Consider the following 16351-nt stretch of genomic DNA (forward strand, 5'->3'; position numbering starts at 1 on the left):
AGGAACTGTGCGTCTGGCGGGCCACCCCGAACGGTCTTGGATGACCCGGTTCTCCGCTTTCGCACCCCGGTGGCGGCACGCGTCACGCGCGTGATCCAGTCCGTGGCGGGCAGAGTCCCTGGTGCGAGAGGGGTCGAGCGTTGGCCGCAGGACGCTCCCCCACGTGACGACGCTACAGTTCCACAGGCTTCATATCGCAGTATCCGACGAGCACTTAACCCGATCGAGTGGGAATGCATTCATGCGTAATCAGCCGCCGGTAAATGGCAACCCCCAGGGCCCCGAGGGCAATTACGACCCCGCGGGCAGCACTCAGATGTTCCGCGCCTTCGTCGACGAGGGCGAGCCGCAGCGTCGGCAGCAGCAGCCGGCCGCCTCGTCCGGACCGAAGACCGGGGTGATCGTCGCCGTCGTCGCGGTGATCGTCGTCCTCGCAGCGGTCGGCTGGCTCGCGCTCCGCTGACCGGCGCACCGGTTCCTCCGTACCTCCTGCCTCCACCCGTCACTTCAATACGGCGGTGACGTCCCGGGTCTCGACATGCATACCCAGGGGCACCCGCCAGGCGTCCACGCAGACGGTGTACGTCTTTGTCCGCGCCGCTCCCGCGCCGATCGGCGCGGGCAGTGGCTCGGTCGACTCGACGGTCGCCCAGTCGATCCCCAGCCCGCCGATGATGTGCGTGGCGAAGGTGACGGCCCCCGAGCGCGCCGGTGATCCTCCGGTATTGCGGAACTCCACGGTCACTTTCTCGCACCAGCGCTCGTTCGCTGCCGCCCGCTCGGGGGCACCCACCACCAGCACGGCAGGCCCCGCGGGCGCGGTGGAGCCGGGCGCCGACGGGGTTGCGGGGCCCGTGGGGCCGCCTTCGGAGCCACTGGAGTCAGCGGAGCCGGTCGTACCGCCTGTACCGCCGCCCGCAGCGCCGGTGCCGCTGCCTGCACCGCCTGCGCCGGAGCCGGTTGTGCCGGGCCGGTTGGCCGCGCCACTCGCAGTCCTCGTACCCCCGGAGCCGTCGCCTGCGGCGGAGGCGGCCGGCAAAGGCCCGCCACCCTCGGGCCGGTCTCCGGCACTCCTACTGCCCTTGCCGCCCCTGTCCAGTGGCACCAGCGTCACCTTCCCCGACGGCGCCACCGCTCCCGACGGCGCTCTCTCGGGGCCCGCGCCTGCCGCACCGACCGCCACGTAGCCGTCGTCCGCCGTCCCGCCGCCGCAGGCGGCCAACGCGCCGCCCAGACACAGCACGGCCGCCGAGGCGGCGATCACGGTGCCCCGGCGGCCGGTCGAGTCGCGTATCTGACGTCGCATCGCGCCAGTGTGGCTGACGGTCCGTCAAATCGGAACCCTCGTGCCACGGTGCGGCGGTTCACGGCGGTCAGTCGGCGATGAGCCCTTCCCTGAGCTGGGCGAGTGTACGGGTCAGCAGGCGTGAGACGTGCATCTGTGAGATGCCGACCTCCTCGCCGATCTGGGACTGCGTCATATTGGCGAAGAACCGCAGCATGATGATCTGGCGTTCGCGCGGCGGGAGCTTGGCCAGCAGCGGCTTGAGCGATTCGCGGTACTCGACGCCCTCCAGTGCCGAGTCCTCGTATCCGAGCCGGTCGGCGAGGGAGCCCTCGCCGCCGTCGTCCTCGGGCGAGGGCGAGTCCAGCGAGGAGGCGGTGTACGCGTTGCCGACGGCCAGTCCGTCGACCACGTCCTCCTCGGAGACGCCGAGCGCCTTGGCAAGCTCGGGCACGGTCGGCGAGCGGTCGAGCTTCTGGGCGAGCTCGTCGCTGGTCTTGGTCAGCGCGAGCCGCAGCTCCTGGAGGCGGCGCGGGACGCGCACCGACCACGAGGTGTCGCGGAAGAAGCGCTTGATCTCCCCGACGACGGTCGGCATCGCGAACGTCGGGAATTCCACGCCCCGTTCGCAGTCGAACCGGTCGATCGCCTTGATCAGGCCGATCGTGCCGACCTGGACGATGTCCTCCATCGGCTCGTTGCGGCTCCGGAACCGCGCCGCGGCGTACCGCACCAGCGGGAGGTTGAGCTCGATGAGTGTGTCCCGTACGTAGGCACGCTCCGGGCTGTCCGTTCCATCGGGGCCCGGAGCGGGCCCCAGCGCGGCGAGCCGCAGGAACAGGGAGCGGGACAGAGTGCGGGTGTCGATGGCTTCCGACGAGCTGGTGAGCACAACGGGTGCGGGTGCGCTCTTCGTGAGCGTGAGCACCTTCGAGCTGCCCTGTTCTGCGGACATGCCACCCCCTTGAGGTCGCGGACGGTCGCGTTGAGCCGCGACCATCGGAGGAACGCAGCCTCCACCTGAATACCGGCGGCGGGGCCACGGCAAACGCGGTTCCCGCAGAATGTCACATGTCGGCAACACGCTGTAGTGACATGTCGACAAGTCTTTGTGGCGTCTGCGCAGTTAACAGGGGGTGTGCGGCATTTCGTCCGCCCGAACCGGACTTCGAGCGCTCTACCCGTTCCGGTTATGCCTCGATCCTGTTTGCGGATCGAAGTCGGGCGAAACTGCGGGCGAGCAGCCTTGACACATGCATCTGGGAGACACCCAGTTCGGCGCTGATCTGCGACTGCGTCAGATTGCTGTAGTAGCGCAGCAGCAGGATGCGTTGCTCGCGCTCGGGCAGCTGTACGAGCAGATGCCGGACCAGGTCGCGGTGCTCGACCCCGGCGAGTGCGGGGTCCTCGTAGCCGAGCCGGTCCAGCAGGCCGGGCAGTCCGTCGCCCTCCTGTGCGGCTTCCAGCGAGGTCGCGTGGTAGGAACGGCCGGCCTCGATGCAGGCGAGCACCTCGTCCTCGGAGATCCTCAGCCGCTCGGCGATCTCCGCGGTTGTGGGAGAGCGGCCGTGAGCGGTCGTCAGATCCTCGGTGGCGCCGGTGACCTGGACCCAGAGCTCGTGGAGCCGGCGCGGGACGTGGACGGTTCGTACGTTGTCCCGGAAGTACCGCTTGATCTCGCCGACGACGGTCGGCATCGCGAAGGTCGGGAACTGGACACCGCGTTCGGGGTCGAATCGGTCGATGGCGTTGATCAGGCCGATCGTGCCGACCTGGACGACGTCCTCCATCGGCTCGTTGCGGCTCCGGAAACGCGCCGCGGCGTACCGCACCAGGGGGAGGTTCGCTTCGATCAGCGCCGCCCGTACACGGCCGTGCTCCGGGGTCCCCGGCTCCAGGTTCTTGAGCTGTCCGAAGAGGACCTGAGTGAGCGCCCTGGTGTCGGCGCCCCTGGTCCTGGCGGGCGGTGTCGTGCTGTCGGGCGTCTCGGTCTGGACCGTCTCGACGGTCTCGACGGTCTCGACGGTCTCGACGGTCTGGACGGTCTGGGGAGGCACTTGAGGCGCTGCACTGGCCGGCACGGTGACGCCACCCCTTTGCGGTCAACTTCGGTCAACTCATCCGTCAAAAGCGGTCATAGCATCACAAGACATGTCCACTGTGTGCAAGCACCGTATAGCGTCGTGTTGGGGTCAACTTGGTTTAAACACTAAGAAAAGCCCCTCGCCGTGGTGGCGAGGGGCTTGGGGAACCGGCTGGATCAGGCGGACCGGGCGAATCAGAACGGATAGTCGGCGATCACCCAGGTGGCGAACGCGCGCCACTGCGCGGCGGCGGCCTGATGGGCGGGGTGCTCGATGTAACGCTTCAGGGCGCCCTCGTCGGCGACCGCGGAGTTGATGGCGAAGTCGTAAGCGATCGGCCGGTCGGTGATGTTCCAGGCGCACTCCCAGAACTCCAGCTCGGGGACCTGCCCCGCCAGCTCCTGGAAGGCCTTCGCCCCGGCGACGACCCGCGGGTCGTCCCGCTCGACGCCGTCGTTCAGCTTGAACAGGACCAGATGGCGGATCACGGGGTACTCCTACTTCACGAGCTCGGACATGAAGTCGCCGACGCCCTGTGCGGCACTCGAAACGCCCTCGAACCCTACCTGGACAAGATCCGCCGCCCGGGCCGGAGACGTGATGATCGTGTACAGCACGAAGATGACTATCACGTAGAGAGCTATCTTCTTCGCTTGCACCATCAGCCCCTGCCTCGCCTTCGATCCCCTGTGCAGTCGGGCGATTCTATCCGCACGAATGGCCGTATCCCTCTGGTGTTCCCGACCACTCACAGGGCTTTTAAGGACCAAGGGCCCGGTGACCGGGGTCCTTTGCCCGCTCGTAAGGCTTCTGCGAGGCCGCAGGATGGATGGTGAGCCCGGCGGATACGGCAGGAATCCGAGGGGCGAGGAACAGGACCTCACTGTGGGGTTCTCGCCGCGAGCTTTCCCCTGACTGCGGCGAGGGCTTGAGGGCCTGTTCTCATCGGGGGGAGCGGCTTGTCCCCCCGATGCCGCTTCCCCCGGCCAACACTTCGCGGGCTGTGGTCCCGGGTGCGACGACCGACGCGCCCGGGACCACAGTCGTGTCCGTATCCGTGCGTGCAGGTGCGGAAAACCCGAAGGGCCCGACGCGATGCGCCGGGCCCTTCACAAGAGCGGTAGCGGAGGGATTTGAACCCTCGGTGAGTTTCCCCACACTCGCTTTCGAGGCGAGCTCCTTCGGCCGCTCGGACACGCTACCGAGAGAGAGCTTAGACCATCCCGGCCGTCCGCCGAAATCCGATTCGCCGCAGCAGGCCGCGGACGAGGGGAAGCCTGGTCAGAGGCCGCGGAAGAACGCCGTCAGCTGATCGGCGCAGACGTCCTCCAGCACTCCGTGGATCACCTCGGGGCGGTGGTTGAGCCGGCGGTCGCGCACGACGTCCCAGAGCGAGCCCGCCGCACCTGCCTTCTCGTCCCGCGCCCCGTAGACCACCCGGTCCACGCGGGACTGCACCAGCGCGCCCGCGCACATCGTGCAGGGCTCCAGGGTGACCACCAGGGTGCATCCGGACAGCCGCCATTGACCGAGCGCCGCTGCGGCCCGGCGGACGGCGAGGATCTCGGCGTGCGCGGTCGGGTCGCCGGTCGCCTCGCGTTCGTTGTGTCCCGTGGCGAGCAGGGAACCGTCCGGGCCGAGCACGACGGCGCCGACCGGCACATCGCCGGCCCGCGCCGCCAGGTCGGCCTCGGCCAGGGCACGGCGCATGTGCGCCCGCCACGGGTCTCTCACGGGATCGTTCGGGTCTGCTACCGGATCGTGCGATTCCGGCGGTTCTTGCGGGTGCGGTGGTTCGCTCACCCGCGGACCCTAACGGACGGTCTCCAGGACCTCGGCCGCACCCAGCGCGTCCGCGATCTCCACCAGTGCGTCCGTGCGCAGCATCAGCAGCTCCGCCTCGGGGAGTCCGAGGTCGGCCAGGATCCCGGTGTCACCGAGCGGGCCTGCCGGTACTGCGTCGTCGTCGATTTCGTCGTCGTTGTCGTTGTCGTTGTCATCGTCGTTGTCGGGGGTGATGTCCGGCTCGCCGTCCTCCGTACCGTCGAGGCCGACGAGCTCTTCGAGGGCGGCAATCGTGTCCTCGGCCCCGGGTTCGCGGCCGAGCAGTTCATCGGTGAGCAGGATCTCCCCGTAAGAGGAGCGGGCGGCGGCGGTGGCGTCCGAGATGAAGATCCGGGGGTCCTCCTCACCGTCCACCCGGACGACGCCGAACCAGGCGTCCTCCTGCTCGATGAAGACGAGCACAGTGTCCTCGTCCACCGAGGCCTCACGGGCCAGATCCGTCAGGTCGGACAGGGTCTCCACATCGTCGAGTTCCGTGTCGCTCGCTTCCCACCCGTCTTCGGTGCGCGCGAGCAGTGCGGCGAAGTACACCGTGACTCTCCCACTGGTCATAGGGGTGTCGGTCCGGCGGGAGGGCAGCCGGTGGCCCGGCTGCCCTGCGTCCCGCCCATCGGAATCGTGGCAGAAACATAGGCCTTGCGAGAGGAGTTCGGCCGTTGCGTCGGCCATCAGTTCTGCTGGACGCCGCCACCAGGGGGACACCGGACCGCCGTCCGACCTACCAGCGGAAGGCCCGCATCCGCATGGCCTGGCGCATCCGGGCCGCCCTGGCCCGGCGTGGCTGGACCCGGTCGCGGAGCGCCTTCGCCTCATGAAGCTCGCGCAGGAACTGGGCGCGCCGCCTGCGGCGTGCCGCGTCGGCCTCCTGCGGGTCCTGCTGGCCCTCTGCGTCCTGCGGGGCCGGCGTGTCCGGCCGGCCCCGCTTCCGCTGTTCCCCGTCCGGCATCGGCTCATCACCCCAAGGCTGGGTCCGTATGCCCCCACCTTCCCTCCGAACGTGCGGTTGATGCCAGCGCACGAGTGCGGGAGGCCCGGTTACTGTTGAGCCCATGCGGATCCACGTCGTCGACCACCCACTGGTCGCGCACAAACTCACCACCTTGCGCGACAGGCGCACCGACTCCCCGACCTTCCGGCGGCTCGCCGACGAGCTGGTCACCCTGCTCGCCTACGAGGCCACCCGGGATGTGCGCACCGAACAGGTCGACATCGAGACCCCGGTCACACCGACGACCGGTGTGAAGCTGTCGCACCCGCGCCCCCTGGTCGTACCGATCCTGCGGGCCGGCCTCGGCATGCTCGACGGCATGGTGCGGCTGCTGCCGACCGCCGAGGTGGGCTTCCTGGGCATGATCCGCGACGAGGAGACGCTGCAGGCGTCCACGTACGCGACGCGGATGCCGGAGGACCTCTCGGGTCGCCAGGTGTACGTCCTGGACCCGATGCTGGCCACCGGCGGCACGCTGGTCGCGGCCATTCAGGAACTGATCAAGCGCGGTGCGGACGATGTCACCGCGGTCGTGCTGCTCGCGGCGCCCGAGGGCGTCGAGGTGATGGAACGCGAGCTGGCGGGTACGCCGGTGACCGTGGTCACCGCCTCGGTCGACGAGCGGCTCAACGAGAACGGCTACATCGTCCCGGGCCTCGGTGACGCGGGCGACCGGATGTACGGCACGGTCGACTAGAACCCGAGCGGGATGTGCTGGGCTGCCGGGGTCGACCCCGGCAGCCGTCAGCAGGACGGTGCGGAGGCCGGCTTCGCCAGGGCGGCGAGGGCCGCGGCGGCCGACTGGGGCGTACTGAACGCCTTGAACTTCGTACCGAGAATCAGATCGACGTCCGCCGTCTTGCGGGCGTCGGTCTTCGCAACGGCCCCCTGCAGGTGTGTACCGAGGACCGGGAACGAGCCGTTCGCGGCCGACGGGGCGCCCAGCAGCACCCCCGGACCTGCGACCTTCTTGTCGTACGCGGCCGGGGCGTTCCCCACCTTGCCGATGGTGAAGCCACGCTTCTTCAGCTCGTCGGCGGCCTTCTTGGCGAGCCCGCTGCGCGGTGTCGCGTTGTAGACGTTGACAGTGATCTTCGCGGGCTTCGGCAGCGCCTTGGCGGGGGCGGACGGCTTGGCTGACGCGCAGTCCGCCGAGTGGTCGGCGGCGCTGGCCTTCCTGTTGCTGCCCGTGAAGACATCGATGAGCTGCAGCGTGCCCCATCCGGCCAGCCCGAGGGCAACCACGGAGGCGGTGGCAGCGAGGATCAGTTTGCCGCGACGCCGGGGGCGGCGCATGTGCGGGTACTTGTCGCCCGTGATGCGGTACTTTCCGCCCATGCCGGGGGGAGTGAGCATGCTCATGGGCGCAGCGTAGTGCGACCCGGTGATGATGCCTACTAAATGATCAATGGATCGCACCCGTCCGGGTGCGAAAGCACCCGAACGAACCCGGAACGGCCCGCACGGTTTGCGGGTCCATGGCGGGAACCCGCCGGACTCCGTCAGCCGAGTTCGAGTACCCGGGCGTGCAGTACCTGACGCTGCTGGAGCGCGGCGCGGACCGCGCGGTGCAGTCCGTCCTCCAGGTAGAGATCGCCCTGCCACTTCACGACGTGCGCGAACAGGTCGCCGTAGAACGTCGAGTCCTCGGCGAGGAGGGTCTCCAGGTCCAGATTGCCCTTGGTGGTCACCAGCTGATCGAGGCGGACCGGGCGCGGCGCGACATCCGCCCACTGCCGGGTGCTTTCCCGGCCGTGGTCGGGATAAGGCCGCCCATTTCCGATGCGCTTGAAGATCACACGGAAAGCCTACCGGGCAAGAGCCTCCGGGCGCAGCCATGGGGCGGGACTGCAATGCTGGAAAGAACGCCACAAAAACGGGCATTCCGGAATGGGGGCCGTGATGAGTGACAGCGACAGCACGGGCGTAGACGCGGGTTCGGGCACCGGCGGAGGTTCGGACACCGACGCGCCGGACACGGGCGTGGCGTCGGGCGGAGGCGCCGGGATTCTGCCGCAGCCGGCGCAGGAGATTGCCGCCGGGTACGCCGTTTCCGGGGCCGCCCTCGACCTGGGCGCGTTGCTCTGGGACGGTGTGTGCCTGCCGGATGCGCAGATCCGGATTCCGCTGACGATGCTCAGTCGGCACGGACTCGTCGCGGGCGCCACCGGCACCGGCAAGACCAAGACGCTCCAGCTGATCGCCGAACAGCTCTCGGCCAACGGTGTTCCGGTCTTCCTCGCAGACATCAAGGGCGATGTCTCGGGCATTGCCGCTCCCGGCGCGCCGGGCGACAAGGTCACCGAGCGGGCCGGGCAGGCCGGACAGGAGTGGGAGGCCAAGAGCTTCCCGTGCGAGTTCTACGCGCTCGGCGGCATCGGGCCCGGCATTCCGCTGCGGGCGACGGTCACCAGCTTCGGCCCCGTACTCCTGTCCAAGGTGCTGCAACTCAACCGGACACAGGAGCAGTCGCTCGGCCTGATCTTCCACTACGCCGATGCCAAGGGCCTGGAGCTGGTCGATCTCAAGGATCTGCGGGCCGTCGTCGCGTTTCTCGTCTCGGACACGGGCAGGGCCGAACTCAAGGAGATCGGCGGGCTCTCCACGGCGACGGCCGGAGTGATCCTGCGGTCGGTCACCGCCTTCGAGCAGCAGGGCGCGAGCGACTTCTTCGGCGAACCGGATTTCGACACGGCCGAGTTCCTGCGGCCGGCGCCGGACGGACGCGGGCTGGTCTCCGTACTGGAACTGGCGGCCGTGCAGGACAAGCCGCAGCTCTTCTCGACGTTCCTGATGTGGCTGCTCGCCGATCTCTTCCACGATCTGCCGGAGGTCGGCGATCTCGACCGGCCGAAGCTCGTCTTCTTCCTCGATGAGGCGCATCTGCTCTTCAACGGGGCCTCGAAGGCATTCCTGGAGTCGATCACCCAGACGGTGCGGCTGATCCGCTCGAAAGGCGTGGGCATCTTCTTCGTCACGCAGACGCCGCGCGACGTGCCCGGTGATGTGCTGGCCCAGCTGGGCAACCGGGTACAGCACGCGCTGCGCGCCTTCACTCCCGACGATGCGAAGGCGCTGCGGTCGACGGTGAGGACGTTTCCGAACTCGCCCTACGACCTTGAGGAGTTGCTGACCCGACTGGGCATCGGCGAGGCCGTGATCACGGTGCTGAGCGAGAAGGGCGCGCCGACTCCGGTCGCCGCGACCCGGCTGCGGGCGCCGCAGTCGCTGATGGGGCCGTATCCCGCCGCCGAGTTGGAAGCGGCGGTGAAGGGCTCGTCGCTGTACGGGCGTTACGCGCAGGCGGTGGACCGGGAATCGGCGTACGAGAAGCTGAGCGCCGAACAGGAGGCGAAGCAGCGGGCCGAGGCGGAGGCTGCGGACAGGGCGGCGGTGGAGGAGGCGGTGAGGGGCGGGGAACGGGCCGGGGGCAGGGCTTCCTCGGGCGGGGCCGGGAAGGCGCCCAAGGAGGATGCATCGCTGGTCGAGCAGGTGGTGGCGAGCGGGATGTTCCGGTCGCTGGCACGGTCCGTCGGGACGCAGCTGGGGCGGGAGATCTCGCGGTCGCTCTTCGGTACGGCCCGCCGCAGGCGGTAGCTCTCGGCGGCGGGCGGCGCTGTTGTTCGTCGGCTACTTGTCGGCTGCGCGTTTGGCCGCCCTGTCCGCCTGCTTGGCCTGCTGCTTGAACGCGCGGACCTCGGCGAGTGATTCCGGGCCGGTGATGTCGGCGACCGACCTGCGCGAACCCGCCTCGCCGTACGGACCGGCCGCCTCCCGCCAGCCCGCCGGCCGGACCCCGAACTGCTTGCCCAGCAGCGCCAGGAAGATCTGCGCCTTCTGGGTGCCGAACCCCGGCAGGGCGTTCAGCCGCTTCCGCAGCTCGGCCCCGCTGGAGACATCGCTCCACACCGCGCTCGCGTCGCCGTCGTACTCCGCCACCAGGTACTGGCACAACTGCTGTACCCGCTTGGCCATGGAGCCCGGATAGCGGTGCAGGGCCGGTTTGGCGGTGAAGAGTTCGGCGAAGGCCTCCGGGGCGTACGCGGCGATCTCATGGGCGTCCAGGTCGTCTCCGCCCATCCGCCCGGCCAGGGTGTACGGGCCGGAGAAGGCCCATTCCATCGGCACCTGCTGGTCCAGCAGCATGCCGACCAGAGCGGCGAGCGGGCTGCGCGCGAGGAGCTCGTCCGCCTCCGGCTGCTGGGCGATCCGCAGGGCGTCCTGGTTCTTGTTGCTCTCGGTCATGTCTTCGATCATCCCGACGGCGGCGCCGCCCGGCCACCCCACTGCCTGCCGATGCAGCCGTTTGCCCGGCGCCGAGGAAGTGTTCGGTGACGCGCCGGTGCAGCCGGGCTCGATCCTCGGTGCCGGCGACGCTGCCCAGCATGTTCTGGACGAGAGAGAACAGCAGCTCACGGTGGCCGACGAACACCTCGGTGGCGTCGTCGGCCGGGTGACCGTGTTCGGTCCCGGGCGATGGTTCGGTCATGAGTGGGGCCTCCTGTCGCGCTCACGGTCACAGAGCGGCCGGCGGACCCGGAGTGTGACATCCGGGGCGGCCGCGGGGCCGACGGGCTTCGCGGGACCGTACGAACGGACCGGATGCCCGAAGGGGCAGCGCCGGCTGCCCCTGACCGGCGGGGTGCGGGCTGGACGAGGCAGTGACACGTCGTGAAGGTGGAGTGGTGGGGCCATCACGAGGCGCCTTCGACCGGGGCGCGGCCAGGGGAGATGACGATGCACGCACAGGAACGGGACCAGGACCACGACCACGAGCGGGATCACGGGCACGGGCAGGAACACGACGAGGCCCTGCACGCGTCGAGGGCGACCGGGGGCCGGGAGACGGCGGACACCTCGCACCTCTACCGTGCGGCGGTCGCCGGGCGGGCCGATGTGGTCGGAGCCGGCGGCATGAGCGTGCTCCAACGGGCGGTCGGCAACAGTGCCGTGGGGTCGATGCTCCAGAGGCGGGAGGAGGAGCGCTCCCCCGTGCACGACGTGGTCTCGTCCGGCGGAGGGCAGCCCCTGGACACCGATACCCGCACCGATCTGGAGGGGCGGATGGGCGCGGACTTCTCCGACGTACGCATCCACACCGGTTCCGCCGCGCACGAGTCGGCGAAGGGCGTGGGCGCCCATGCGTACACGGTCGGCAACAACGTGGTCTTCCAGCGGGACGCGTACGATCCGTCCTCGCCGCAGGGCCGCACCACGCTGGCCCATGAGCTCACCCATGTGATCCAGCAGCGCAACGGCCCGGTGGAGGGTGCGGAGGCGCCGGGCGGTATCCGGGTGAGCGATCCGTCCGACCGGTTCGAGCGGGAGGCCGTGGCGAACGCCGACCGGGTGCTGTCGGCCCCGGCCCCGGCCCCGGCCCCGGCGGCTGTGACAGGGGCGGCCGGTCATGACTCGTCCCCCGCGGCGACGCCTGCTGTGCAAAGGGCGGCGACGGAGGACGAGGACGAGCAACCTGCCGATGTGCAGGGCTCCTTCGTCCAACGGACGGAGGAGGGCGCCGAGGAGGAGGAAGAGGCTCCGCCTGCTTGACGGGCCCGCGGACCGGCCGGCCCGATCCGCACGGCCCGTCCGCGCTGTCAGCCCGCGGTGTCAGCCCGCGGTGTCCGTCCGCATCGTGCCGCCGAGGAACAGCGACTCCGCACACCGCGGAGGCGTCGGCGCGTTCACCGGCTTGCCCACCTTCCGGCAGTCGACGGTCATCGTGACCTTGCCGCCCGCGGGCACCAGGATCGGCGTGACGAAGTGGTAGTCGGAGTCCCGGAAGTTCTCCAGTGCCAGCCGGAGCACGGGCGCGTCCCGGCCGGAGGAGACCACCAGCGTTCCCGCGTCGCCCTGCGGGTTCTGGACCACGATGTCCGTCAGCTGGAAAGTGTGTCCGCTGGGCACCTGAAGGGCCGTCGAGGTGTTCGACCCGCCGCCCACCGAGTCCCTGACCTGTACCTGCGCACTGGTCGGGGCCGCGGCGGCCGCGCCGTCGGATGAGCCGGGGCTCGGTGAGGGGCTGGGCTTCGGCGAGCCCCCGTTCGCACCGGAGGAGTCGCCACCACCCGATCCCGTTCCGGCCGTCGAGCCGTTGTCCGGGGCCTTGCTCTTGTCGGCCGCGGCGGCGGACCGGACCGCTTCCGGCGTGATCGCCTCCCGGGCCGCCGACTTCACGGCCGGCCGCAGCAGCGCGTACCAGAGCCCGACCAGCGCGATCAGCAGGACAGCCGCAGTGATGAGCGCCCTGGGAAGCCAGCGCGGCAGGATCGGCTCCTGCTGGTACGAGCCGTCCAGGACCACCGGTGCGACCGGGTCCTGACCCTCCGCCACCACCGGCGTCGCGACCACCTGGAAGGGGTGCGTGACCGGCGTACCGCGCCACACGCGCTTGGCCGGCCGGATCCGCAGCTTCCCGAATTCCGCCCGGCCGGGCGCGATCTGCAGGGCGTCCGCCGCGAACGTGACCCGGGCCCGCTCCGTACCGGACCGGGCGCCCAGTCGTACGGTCGTCGGGGTGTTTCCCCGGTTGTCGACGGCGAGTTGGTGCCGGCCGCGCCAGGCGCCGTGCGAGCTGCGCGGTACCAGCTCGGCGGTCGTCTCGGTGAAGGGGAGTACGGTCACCCGCCCTTCGGGCACCACCGTGTCGCCCTGCTCGCTGGTGGGCACCACCCGAATCCCGAAGGGCGTCTCCCCTGCGAGTACGGTCGAGTCGCGGGGCGGACGCAGTACGAGGGAGACCGTCTGCGAGTCGCCCGGATACAGGGACAGGGTCGCCGGCTCCACCGTCGACCAGGCGGCACACGCGCCGACCACCTCGAAGCGGTATTCCTCGACAGTGCTGCCGGAGTTGAGGATCCGCAGAGGGAGGGCCGTCTCCTCGCCCGGTGCGGCAGTGACGGACGAATCGTCGAGGCTTGCCGTGAGACTCATAGGGCGCACCGTAGGGTCGGTACCGAACGCCGACATCGACCGTGAAGGAACACTTCCGGGCAGATTCTGTGCCCGGATCGGCTTTTCTGTTTCCCTGTAGGTATACGCGGGAATCGTCTGACCGCCTCAAGACGAGTGAGGCACACGTAAGCAGCCGTGATGGTTGTGTTAGGTGTGATGCCAGGCGGCTGCCGCTCAGGGGGAGCTTTGCCATGGAGCGCATCACTGTCGCATTACGGGCCCAGGATCCGATCTCGCAGGCGGGCGTGGCCAGTCAGTTACGAGCCCGGCCCGAGGTCAGCGTGACGGAGTGGGGAGAGGGAGACGCCTCACCTCGGATCGTGGTCGTCGTCGTGGACGCAGTCGACGAGGAGGTGCTGACGATGCTGCGTCACATTCAGCGCACCAGCACCTCACGCGCCGTCCTCGTCACCACGGACATCGACGAGCAGAAGCTGGTGAGCGCCGCGGAGTGCGGTGTCGCCGGTGTGGTCAGGCGCTCCGAGGCGACCCCGGAGCATCTGGTGCAGGTCATCAGGACGGTGGCGCGGGGCGAGGGCCATCTGCCTTCCGACCTGCTGGGAAGGCTGCTTGAGGAGGTGGGTCGCCTGCAGGGACAGGTGCTCGGTCCGCGCGGCCTGCACTTCACCGGTCTCGCGGCGCGCGAGGTGGATGTGCTGCGCCTGGTCGCGGAGGGGTACGACACCGCGGACATCGCGACGAAGCTGGCCTATTCCGAGCGCACGATCAAGAACGTGCTGCATTCGGTGATGACCAGGCTGCAGCTGCGGAACCGGTCGCACGCGGTGGCGTACGCGATGCGGCAGGGGCTCATCTGAGCCGTCCTGTACGGACGTGAACCGTCCGGCACGGACGCATACGGCAGCTCTGACAGCTACGGCAGGTCCGGCAGGTCCGGCAGGCAGGGTCCGGCAGCTGCGACAGCTGCGAAAGCTACGGCAGTTCGGTGGTTCCCTCGGATGCCCGAAAGGGCAGCGGGGGCTTCCCGAGGGTGTGACTCCTGTACCGCTGCGGGCCGGCTGCGCGCACGGGACCGTGGCCTCCGGTATGCCGATCGGCCGAGGGTGGGGAGACTTCCGTGCGCTGGTTCCAGCCGCTTCAGCGGGCGCCGCGGTCGCGGACGGGGCCGATGGCCCGGCCCCGGTCCTCCGCCTCGCGCAGGACCCTCGCCGTGCTCCGTGTCCCGGCGCTGGCCCTTCTCCTCGTGGCCACCGGCATCGCCCCCGGCTCGGCCGTCACCTCCGGGGCGCCGGCAGTGACGGTACCCGAGCCCTGGGTCACCCCTGCCGAGTTCACCGACGCGGTCGACCCCGGCGGCTCCACGGGCGTGGCCAAACAGGTGCGTACGCCCGCGATTCCGCCGAAACCGGATGTGATCCTGCTGGTGGACGGCACCGCCAGCATGGCCGACCCGATCAAGAGCGTGCAGGACAACCTGCCCAAGATCACCGACAAGATCCTCGCCGAGCAGCCCGACTCCCGGTTCGCCGTGGCCACGTTCGGCGATCAGGAGGGCGACGTCAATGCCGGTTTCAGTGTGCTCCAGGGGCTGACGGACGACCTCGAAGCGGTGCAGGCGGGCGTCGACAAACTGGACACCGCGCTGGGCGGCAAGAGCCGCGGCCCTTCCGAGGACTGGATCAACGGGCTGTGGCAGATCGCGAACGGGGCCGGTGGCCAGACCGTCTTCCGCGACGGGGCGAGTCCGGTCATCGTGCTGGTCGGCGATGCGTCCAGCCACGCCCCCAGCAACGGTCACAGCATCGACGACACGATCTTCGATCTCCAGGACCGGAGCGTTCGTGTGATCGGTGTCGATGTAGCGAGCAGAATCGGCGACGGCCTGAACGGCAACGGCGATGCCGGCGACCCCGAATATGTCGAGGACCCGCCCACCACGCCCGGCCAGGCCACCCGCATCATCAACGCCACCAACGGCCGTCTGCTGGAGGGGATCGACGGGGACAAGGTCGCGGAGGCGATAGCCGAAGGCTTCAACAACCTCCCCACCACGGTCGGTTACCGGCTCGACAACTGCGACCCGTCCCTGACCGTCGCCCTCGACCCCCCTACCCGAAACGTGACCAGCGGCGACACCGCATCGTTCGCGGAGAACATCGACGTCGCCGCGGACGCGCCGCAAGGCACCACCCTGACCTGCACCGTCCAGTTCCTGCTGGGCACCCAGGTTCCTGGCACGGACGCCATCGGACCCGCGGCGGCCGCCGACCCGGAGTTCCAGGAGCAGATCAGCATCGCGGTGAACGACATCGACGCGCCCGTCGTCACCGTGGACGATCTGACCGTCCGGGCCAAGGACAAGAAGGGCGCGCGCGTGACGTACGACGCGACTGCCCGGGACGCCACCGACGGCGCGCTGCCGGTGACCTGCACCCCGCTCTCCGGCTCGCTCTTCCCGGTCGGCAGCACCACGGTGACCTGCACGGCCACCGACTCGGCGGGCAATACAGGCACGGACACGGCACAGATCGAGGTCCTTGAGGCCCCGGTGCCGCCCTCGGCGGATGTGGCGATGAAGGTCGACGTCAGCCCGGACCGTACGTACACCGGCCGGCCGGCCCGTGCCCGTTTCACTGTCACCAATGCCGGACCGGACGCGGCGACGGGCGTCGTCATCGGCTCGGCCTGGCCGAAACCGTCCGAGGCGAAGGACCGCAGCCTGCCCGCACTGACCCGCTGTACGGCGGCCGACCCGTGCACCATCCCTGCTGGTGGCCGCATCGAAGTGACCCAGACGGCGACGTACCGCGCGGCGGTCACCGGGGACGTACGGGCCACCGTGCGCGGCACGCTGCCGGACCGTCGGAAGGCCGACAACCAGGACACCGACCGGCTGCGCGTCCTGAAGCCCTCTATGACCGTCACACCGCAGGTTGCCAAGCCGGGCCAGCCGGTGCTGGCCCGCGGCAAGGACTACCCGCCGGGCGCGACCGTACGTTTCACGTGGAACACCGGGATCACCCCCGAGGGGTCGGTCACCACGGTGGGCCGCGACGGCACCTTCGAGGTGCAGATCCTGGTCCTGCGCAAGGACAAGCTCGGCCCGCGCAAACTGCGGGCCGACTCGCGCGACCTCGACCGACTGCAGAAACCGGTCCTGGTGGTCCAGCGGAATCTCCAGCCACCGGACTTCGCGGGCCGCGCATGAGCGCCGACGACCGTACGGGAGTGATC

The 16351-nt window shown here is 69.8% G+C and carries 19 protein-coding genes and 1 tRNA gene; 7 read left to right on the forward strand and 13 right to left on the reverse strand.

Annotation, left to right across the window (positions count from 1 at the left end; all coding sequences use genetic code 11):
• Positions 1–241: 241 nt before the first annotated feature.
• The gene (locus tag ACIPEK_RS20730) at positions 242–463 is read left to right on the forward strand and encodes a hypothetical protein (protein ID WP_401998018.1); all 222 of its coding nucleotides are present in this window, start codon (positions 242–244) and stop codon (positions 461–463) included.
• Between the two features lie 39 nt (positions 464–502).
• On the opposite strand, the gene ACIPEK_RS20735 is transcribed toward ACIPEK_RS20730, so the two are convergent.
• The 9 genes from ACIPEK_RS20735 to ACIPEK_RS20775 all read right to left on the reverse strand — a co-directional run bounded on the left by ACIPEK_RS20735 (position 503) and on the right by ACIPEK_RS20775 (position 6160).
• Complete coding sequence (locus tag ACIPEK_RS20735; RefSeq protein ID WP_401998021.1) at positions 503–1306, reverse strand: hypothetical protein; 804 nt, start codon at positions 1304–1306, stop codon at positions 503–505.
• A 67-nt stretch (positions 1307–1373) separates the two neighbouring features.
• Complete coding sequence (locus ACIPEK_RS20740; RefSeq protein WP_093900059.1) at positions 1374–2240, reverse strand: RNA polymerase sigma factor SigF; 867 nt, start codon at positions 2238–2240, stop codon at positions 1374–1376.
• A 235-nt stretch (positions 2241–2475) separates the two neighbouring features.
• Complete coding sequence (locus ACIPEK_RS20745) at positions 2476–3366, reverse strand: RNA polymerase sigma factor SigF (protein ID WP_401998024.1); 891 nt, start codon at positions 3364–3366, stop codon at positions 2476–2478.
• Between the two features lie 197 nt (positions 3367–3563).
• Positions 3564–3857 carry a Dabb family protein gene (locus tag ACIPEK_RS20750; RefSeq protein ID WP_383081602.1) on the reverse strand — a complete coding sequence of 98 codons (294 nt, stop codon included), beginning with the start codon at positions 3855–3857 and terminating at the stop codon, positions 3564–3566.
• A 9-nt stretch (positions 3858–3866) separates the two neighbouring features.
• Positions 3867–4031: a hypothetical protein gene (locus ACIPEK_RS20755; protein ID WP_383081605.1), complete on the reverse strand. Its 165-nt coding sequence runs from the start codon at positions 4029–4031 to the stop codon at positions 3867–3869.
• Positions 4032–4487: 456 nt separating this feature from the next.
• Positions 4488–4572, reverse strand: a tRNA-Ser gene (locus ACIPEK_RS20760).
• 78 nt (positions 4573–4650) lie between these two features.
• Complete coding sequence (gene tadA / locus ACIPEK_RS20765; RefSeq protein WP_266365417.1) at positions 4651–5079, reverse strand: tRNA adenosine(34) deaminase TadA; 429 nt, start codon at positions 5077–5079, stop codon at positions 4651–4653.
• Positions 5080–5181: 102 nt separating this feature from the next.
• On the reverse strand, positions 5182–5745 hold the full coding sequence (locus tag ACIPEK_RS20770) for a hypothetical protein (RefSeq protein WP_401998218.1): 564 nt from the start codon (positions 5743–5745) through the stop codon (positions 5182–5184).
• Between the two features lie 187 nt (positions 5746–5932).
• Positions 5933–6160 carry a hypothetical protein gene (locus ACIPEK_RS20775; RefSeq protein WP_401998029.1) on the reverse strand — a complete coding sequence of 76 codons (228 nt, stop codon included), beginning with the start codon at positions 6158–6160 and terminating at the stop codon, positions 5933–5935.
• Positions 6161–6263: 103 nt separating this feature from the next.
• Between ACIPEK_RS20775 and upp the strand changes: the two genes are divergently transcribed.
• On the forward strand, positions 6264–6899 hold the full coding sequence (upp, locus tag ACIPEK_RS20780; protein ID WP_093900065.1) for a uracil phosphoribosyltransferase: 636 nt from the start codon (positions 6264–6266) through the stop codon (positions 6897–6899).
• A 47-nt stretch (positions 6900–6946) separates the two neighbouring features.
• Here upp and ACIPEK_RS20785 read toward each other — a convergent pair whose 3' ends face one another.
• Together ACIPEK_RS20785 and ACIPEK_RS20790 are read right to left on the reverse strand one after the other, a co-directional pair.
• Positions 6947–7540: a LytR C-terminal domain-containing protein gene (locus ACIPEK_RS20785; RefSeq protein ID WP_401998221.1), complete on the reverse strand. Its 594-nt coding sequence runs from the start codon at positions 7538–7540 to the stop codon at positions 6947–6949.
• 164 nt (positions 7541–7704) lie between these two features.
• Entirely contained in the window at positions 7705–8001 is a 297-nt protein-coding gene (locus tag ACIPEK_RS20790) for a type II toxin-antitoxin system VapB family antitoxin (protein WP_072488263.1), read from the reverse strand.
• Between the two features lie 103 nt (positions 8002–8104).
• Here ACIPEK_RS20790 and ACIPEK_RS20795 point away from each other — a divergent pair, with 103 nt between their 5' ends.
• Positions 8105–9799: a helicase HerA-like domain-containing protein gene (locus tag ACIPEK_RS20795; RefSeq protein ID WP_401998032.1), complete on the forward strand. Its 1695-nt coding sequence runs from the start codon at positions 8105–8107 to the stop codon at positions 9797–9799.
• Positions 9800–9832: 33 nt separating this feature from the next.
• Here the strand turns inward: ACIPEK_RS20795 and ACIPEK_RS20800 are convergent, their stop codons facing one another.
• Positions 9833–10459 carry an HhH-GPD-type base excision DNA repair protein gene (locus tag ACIPEK_RS20800; RefSeq protein ID WP_401998035.1) on the reverse strand — a complete coding sequence of 209 codons (627 nt, stop codon included), beginning with the start codon at positions 10457–10459 and terminating at the stop codon, positions 9833–9835.
• Here ACIPEK_RS20800 and ACIPEK_RS20805 point away from each other — a divergent pair.
• Positions 10446–10877 (forward strand): hypothetical protein, encoded by a 432-nt coding sequence (locus ACIPEK_RS20805; RefSeq protein ID WP_401998038.1) that lies wholly within the window; start codon positions 10446–10448, stop codon positions 10875–10877. The genes ACIPEK_RS20800 and ACIPEK_RS20805 overlap by 14 nt on opposite strands.
• Before the next feature lie 62 nt (positions 10878–10939).
• Positions 10940–11752, forward strand: a complete 813-nt coding sequence (locus ACIPEK_RS20810; RefSeq protein WP_401998041.1) for a DUF4157 domain-containing protein — start codon at positions 10940–10942, stop codon at positions 11750–11752.
• 60 nt (positions 11753–11812) lie between these two features.
• Here ACIPEK_RS20810 and ACIPEK_RS20815 read toward each other — a convergent pair whose 3' ends face one another.
• Positions 11813–13135, reverse strand: a complete 1323-nt coding sequence (locus ACIPEK_RS20815; protein ID WP_401998044.1) for a hypothetical protein — start codon at positions 13133–13135, stop codon at positions 11813–11815.
• 212 nt (positions 13136–13347) lie between these two features.
• Between ACIPEK_RS20815 and ACIPEK_RS20820 the strand changes: the two genes are divergently transcribed.
• Both ACIPEK_RS20820 and ACIPEK_RS20825 read left to right on the forward strand, forming a co-directional pair.
• Positions 13348–13974: a response regulator transcription factor gene (locus ACIPEK_RS20820; RefSeq protein WP_383072922.1), complete on the forward strand. Its 627-nt coding sequence runs from the start codon at positions 13348–13350 to the stop codon at positions 13972–13974.
• Between the two features lie 311 nt (positions 13975–14285).
• On the forward strand, positions 14286–16325 hold the full coding sequence (locus tag ACIPEK_RS20825) for an HYR domain-containing protein (RefSeq protein WP_401998047.1): 2040 nt from the start codon (positions 14286–14288) through the stop codon (positions 16323–16325).
• Positions 16326–16351: the final 26 nt, after the last annotated feature.

Origin of the sequence: Streptomyces sp. NPDC088246, from assembly GCF_044741025.1 — a bacterium.
Lineage (GTDB): Bacteria > Actinomycetota > Actinomycetes > Streptomycetales > Streptomycetaceae > Streptomyces.

Bases quoted from the DNA above. Each gene is read 5' to 3' on its own strand.
- ACIPEK_RS20730 (WP_401998018.1), top strand. From the start codon at position 242: ATGCGTAATCAGCCGCCGGTAAATGGCAACCCCCAGGGCCCCGAGGGC.
- ACIPEK_RS20735 (WP_401998021.1), bottom strand. From the start codon at position 1,306: ATGCGACGTCAGATACGCGACTCGACCGGCCGCCGGGGCACCGTGATC.
- ACIPEK_RS20740 (WP_093900059.1), bottom strand. From the start codon at position 2,240: ATGTCCGCAGAACAGGGCAGCTCGAAGGTGCTCACGCTCACGAAGAGC.
- ACIPEK_RS20755 (WP_383081605.1), bottom strand. From the start codon at position 4,031: ATGGTGCAAGCGAAGAAGATAGCTCTCTACGTGATAGTCATCTTCGTG.
- tadA (WP_266365417.1), bottom strand. From the start codon at position 5,079: ATGCGCCGTGCCCTGGCCGAGGCCGACCTGGCGGCGCGGGCCGGCGAT.
- ACIPEK_RS20775 (WP_401998029.1), bottom strand. From the start codon at position 6,160: ATGCCGGACGGGGAACAGCGGAAGCGGGGCCGGCCGGACACGCCGGCC.
- upp (WP_093900065.1), top strand. From the start codon at position 6,264: ATGCGGATCCACGTCGTCGACCACCCACTGGTCGCGCACAAACTCACC.
- ACIPEK_RS20785 (WP_401998221.1), bottom strand. From the start codon at position 7,540: ATGGGCGGAAAGTACCGCATCACGGGCGACAAGTACCCGCACATGCGC.
- ACIPEK_RS20795 (WP_401998032.1), top strand. From the start codon at position 8,105: ATGAGTGACAGCGACAGCACGGGCGTAGACGCGGGTTCGGGCACCGGC.
- ACIPEK_RS20805 (WP_401998038.1), top strand. From the start codon at position 10,446: ATGTCTTCGATCATCCCGACGGCGGCGCCGCCCGGCCACCCCACTGCC.
- ACIPEK_RS20800 (WP_401998035.1), bottom strand. From the start codon at position 10,459: ATGATCGAAGACATGACCGAGAGCAACAAGAACCAGGACGCCCTGCGG.
- ACIPEK_RS20810 (WP_401998041.1), top strand. From the start codon at position 10,940: ATGCACGCACAGGAACGGGACCAGGACCACGACCACGAGCGGGATCAC.
- ACIPEK_RS20815 (WP_401998044.1), bottom strand. From the start codon at position 13,135: ATGAGTCTCACGGCAAGCCTCGACGATTCGTCCGTCACTGCCGCACCG.
- ACIPEK_RS20820 (WP_383072922.1), top strand. From the start codon at position 13,348: ATGGAGCGCATCACTGTCGCATTACGGGCCCAGGATCCGATCTCGCAG.
- ACIPEK_RS20825 (WP_401998047.1), top strand. From the start codon at position 14,286: ATGGCCCGGCCCCGGTCCTCCGCCTCGCGCAGGACCCTCGCCGTGCTC.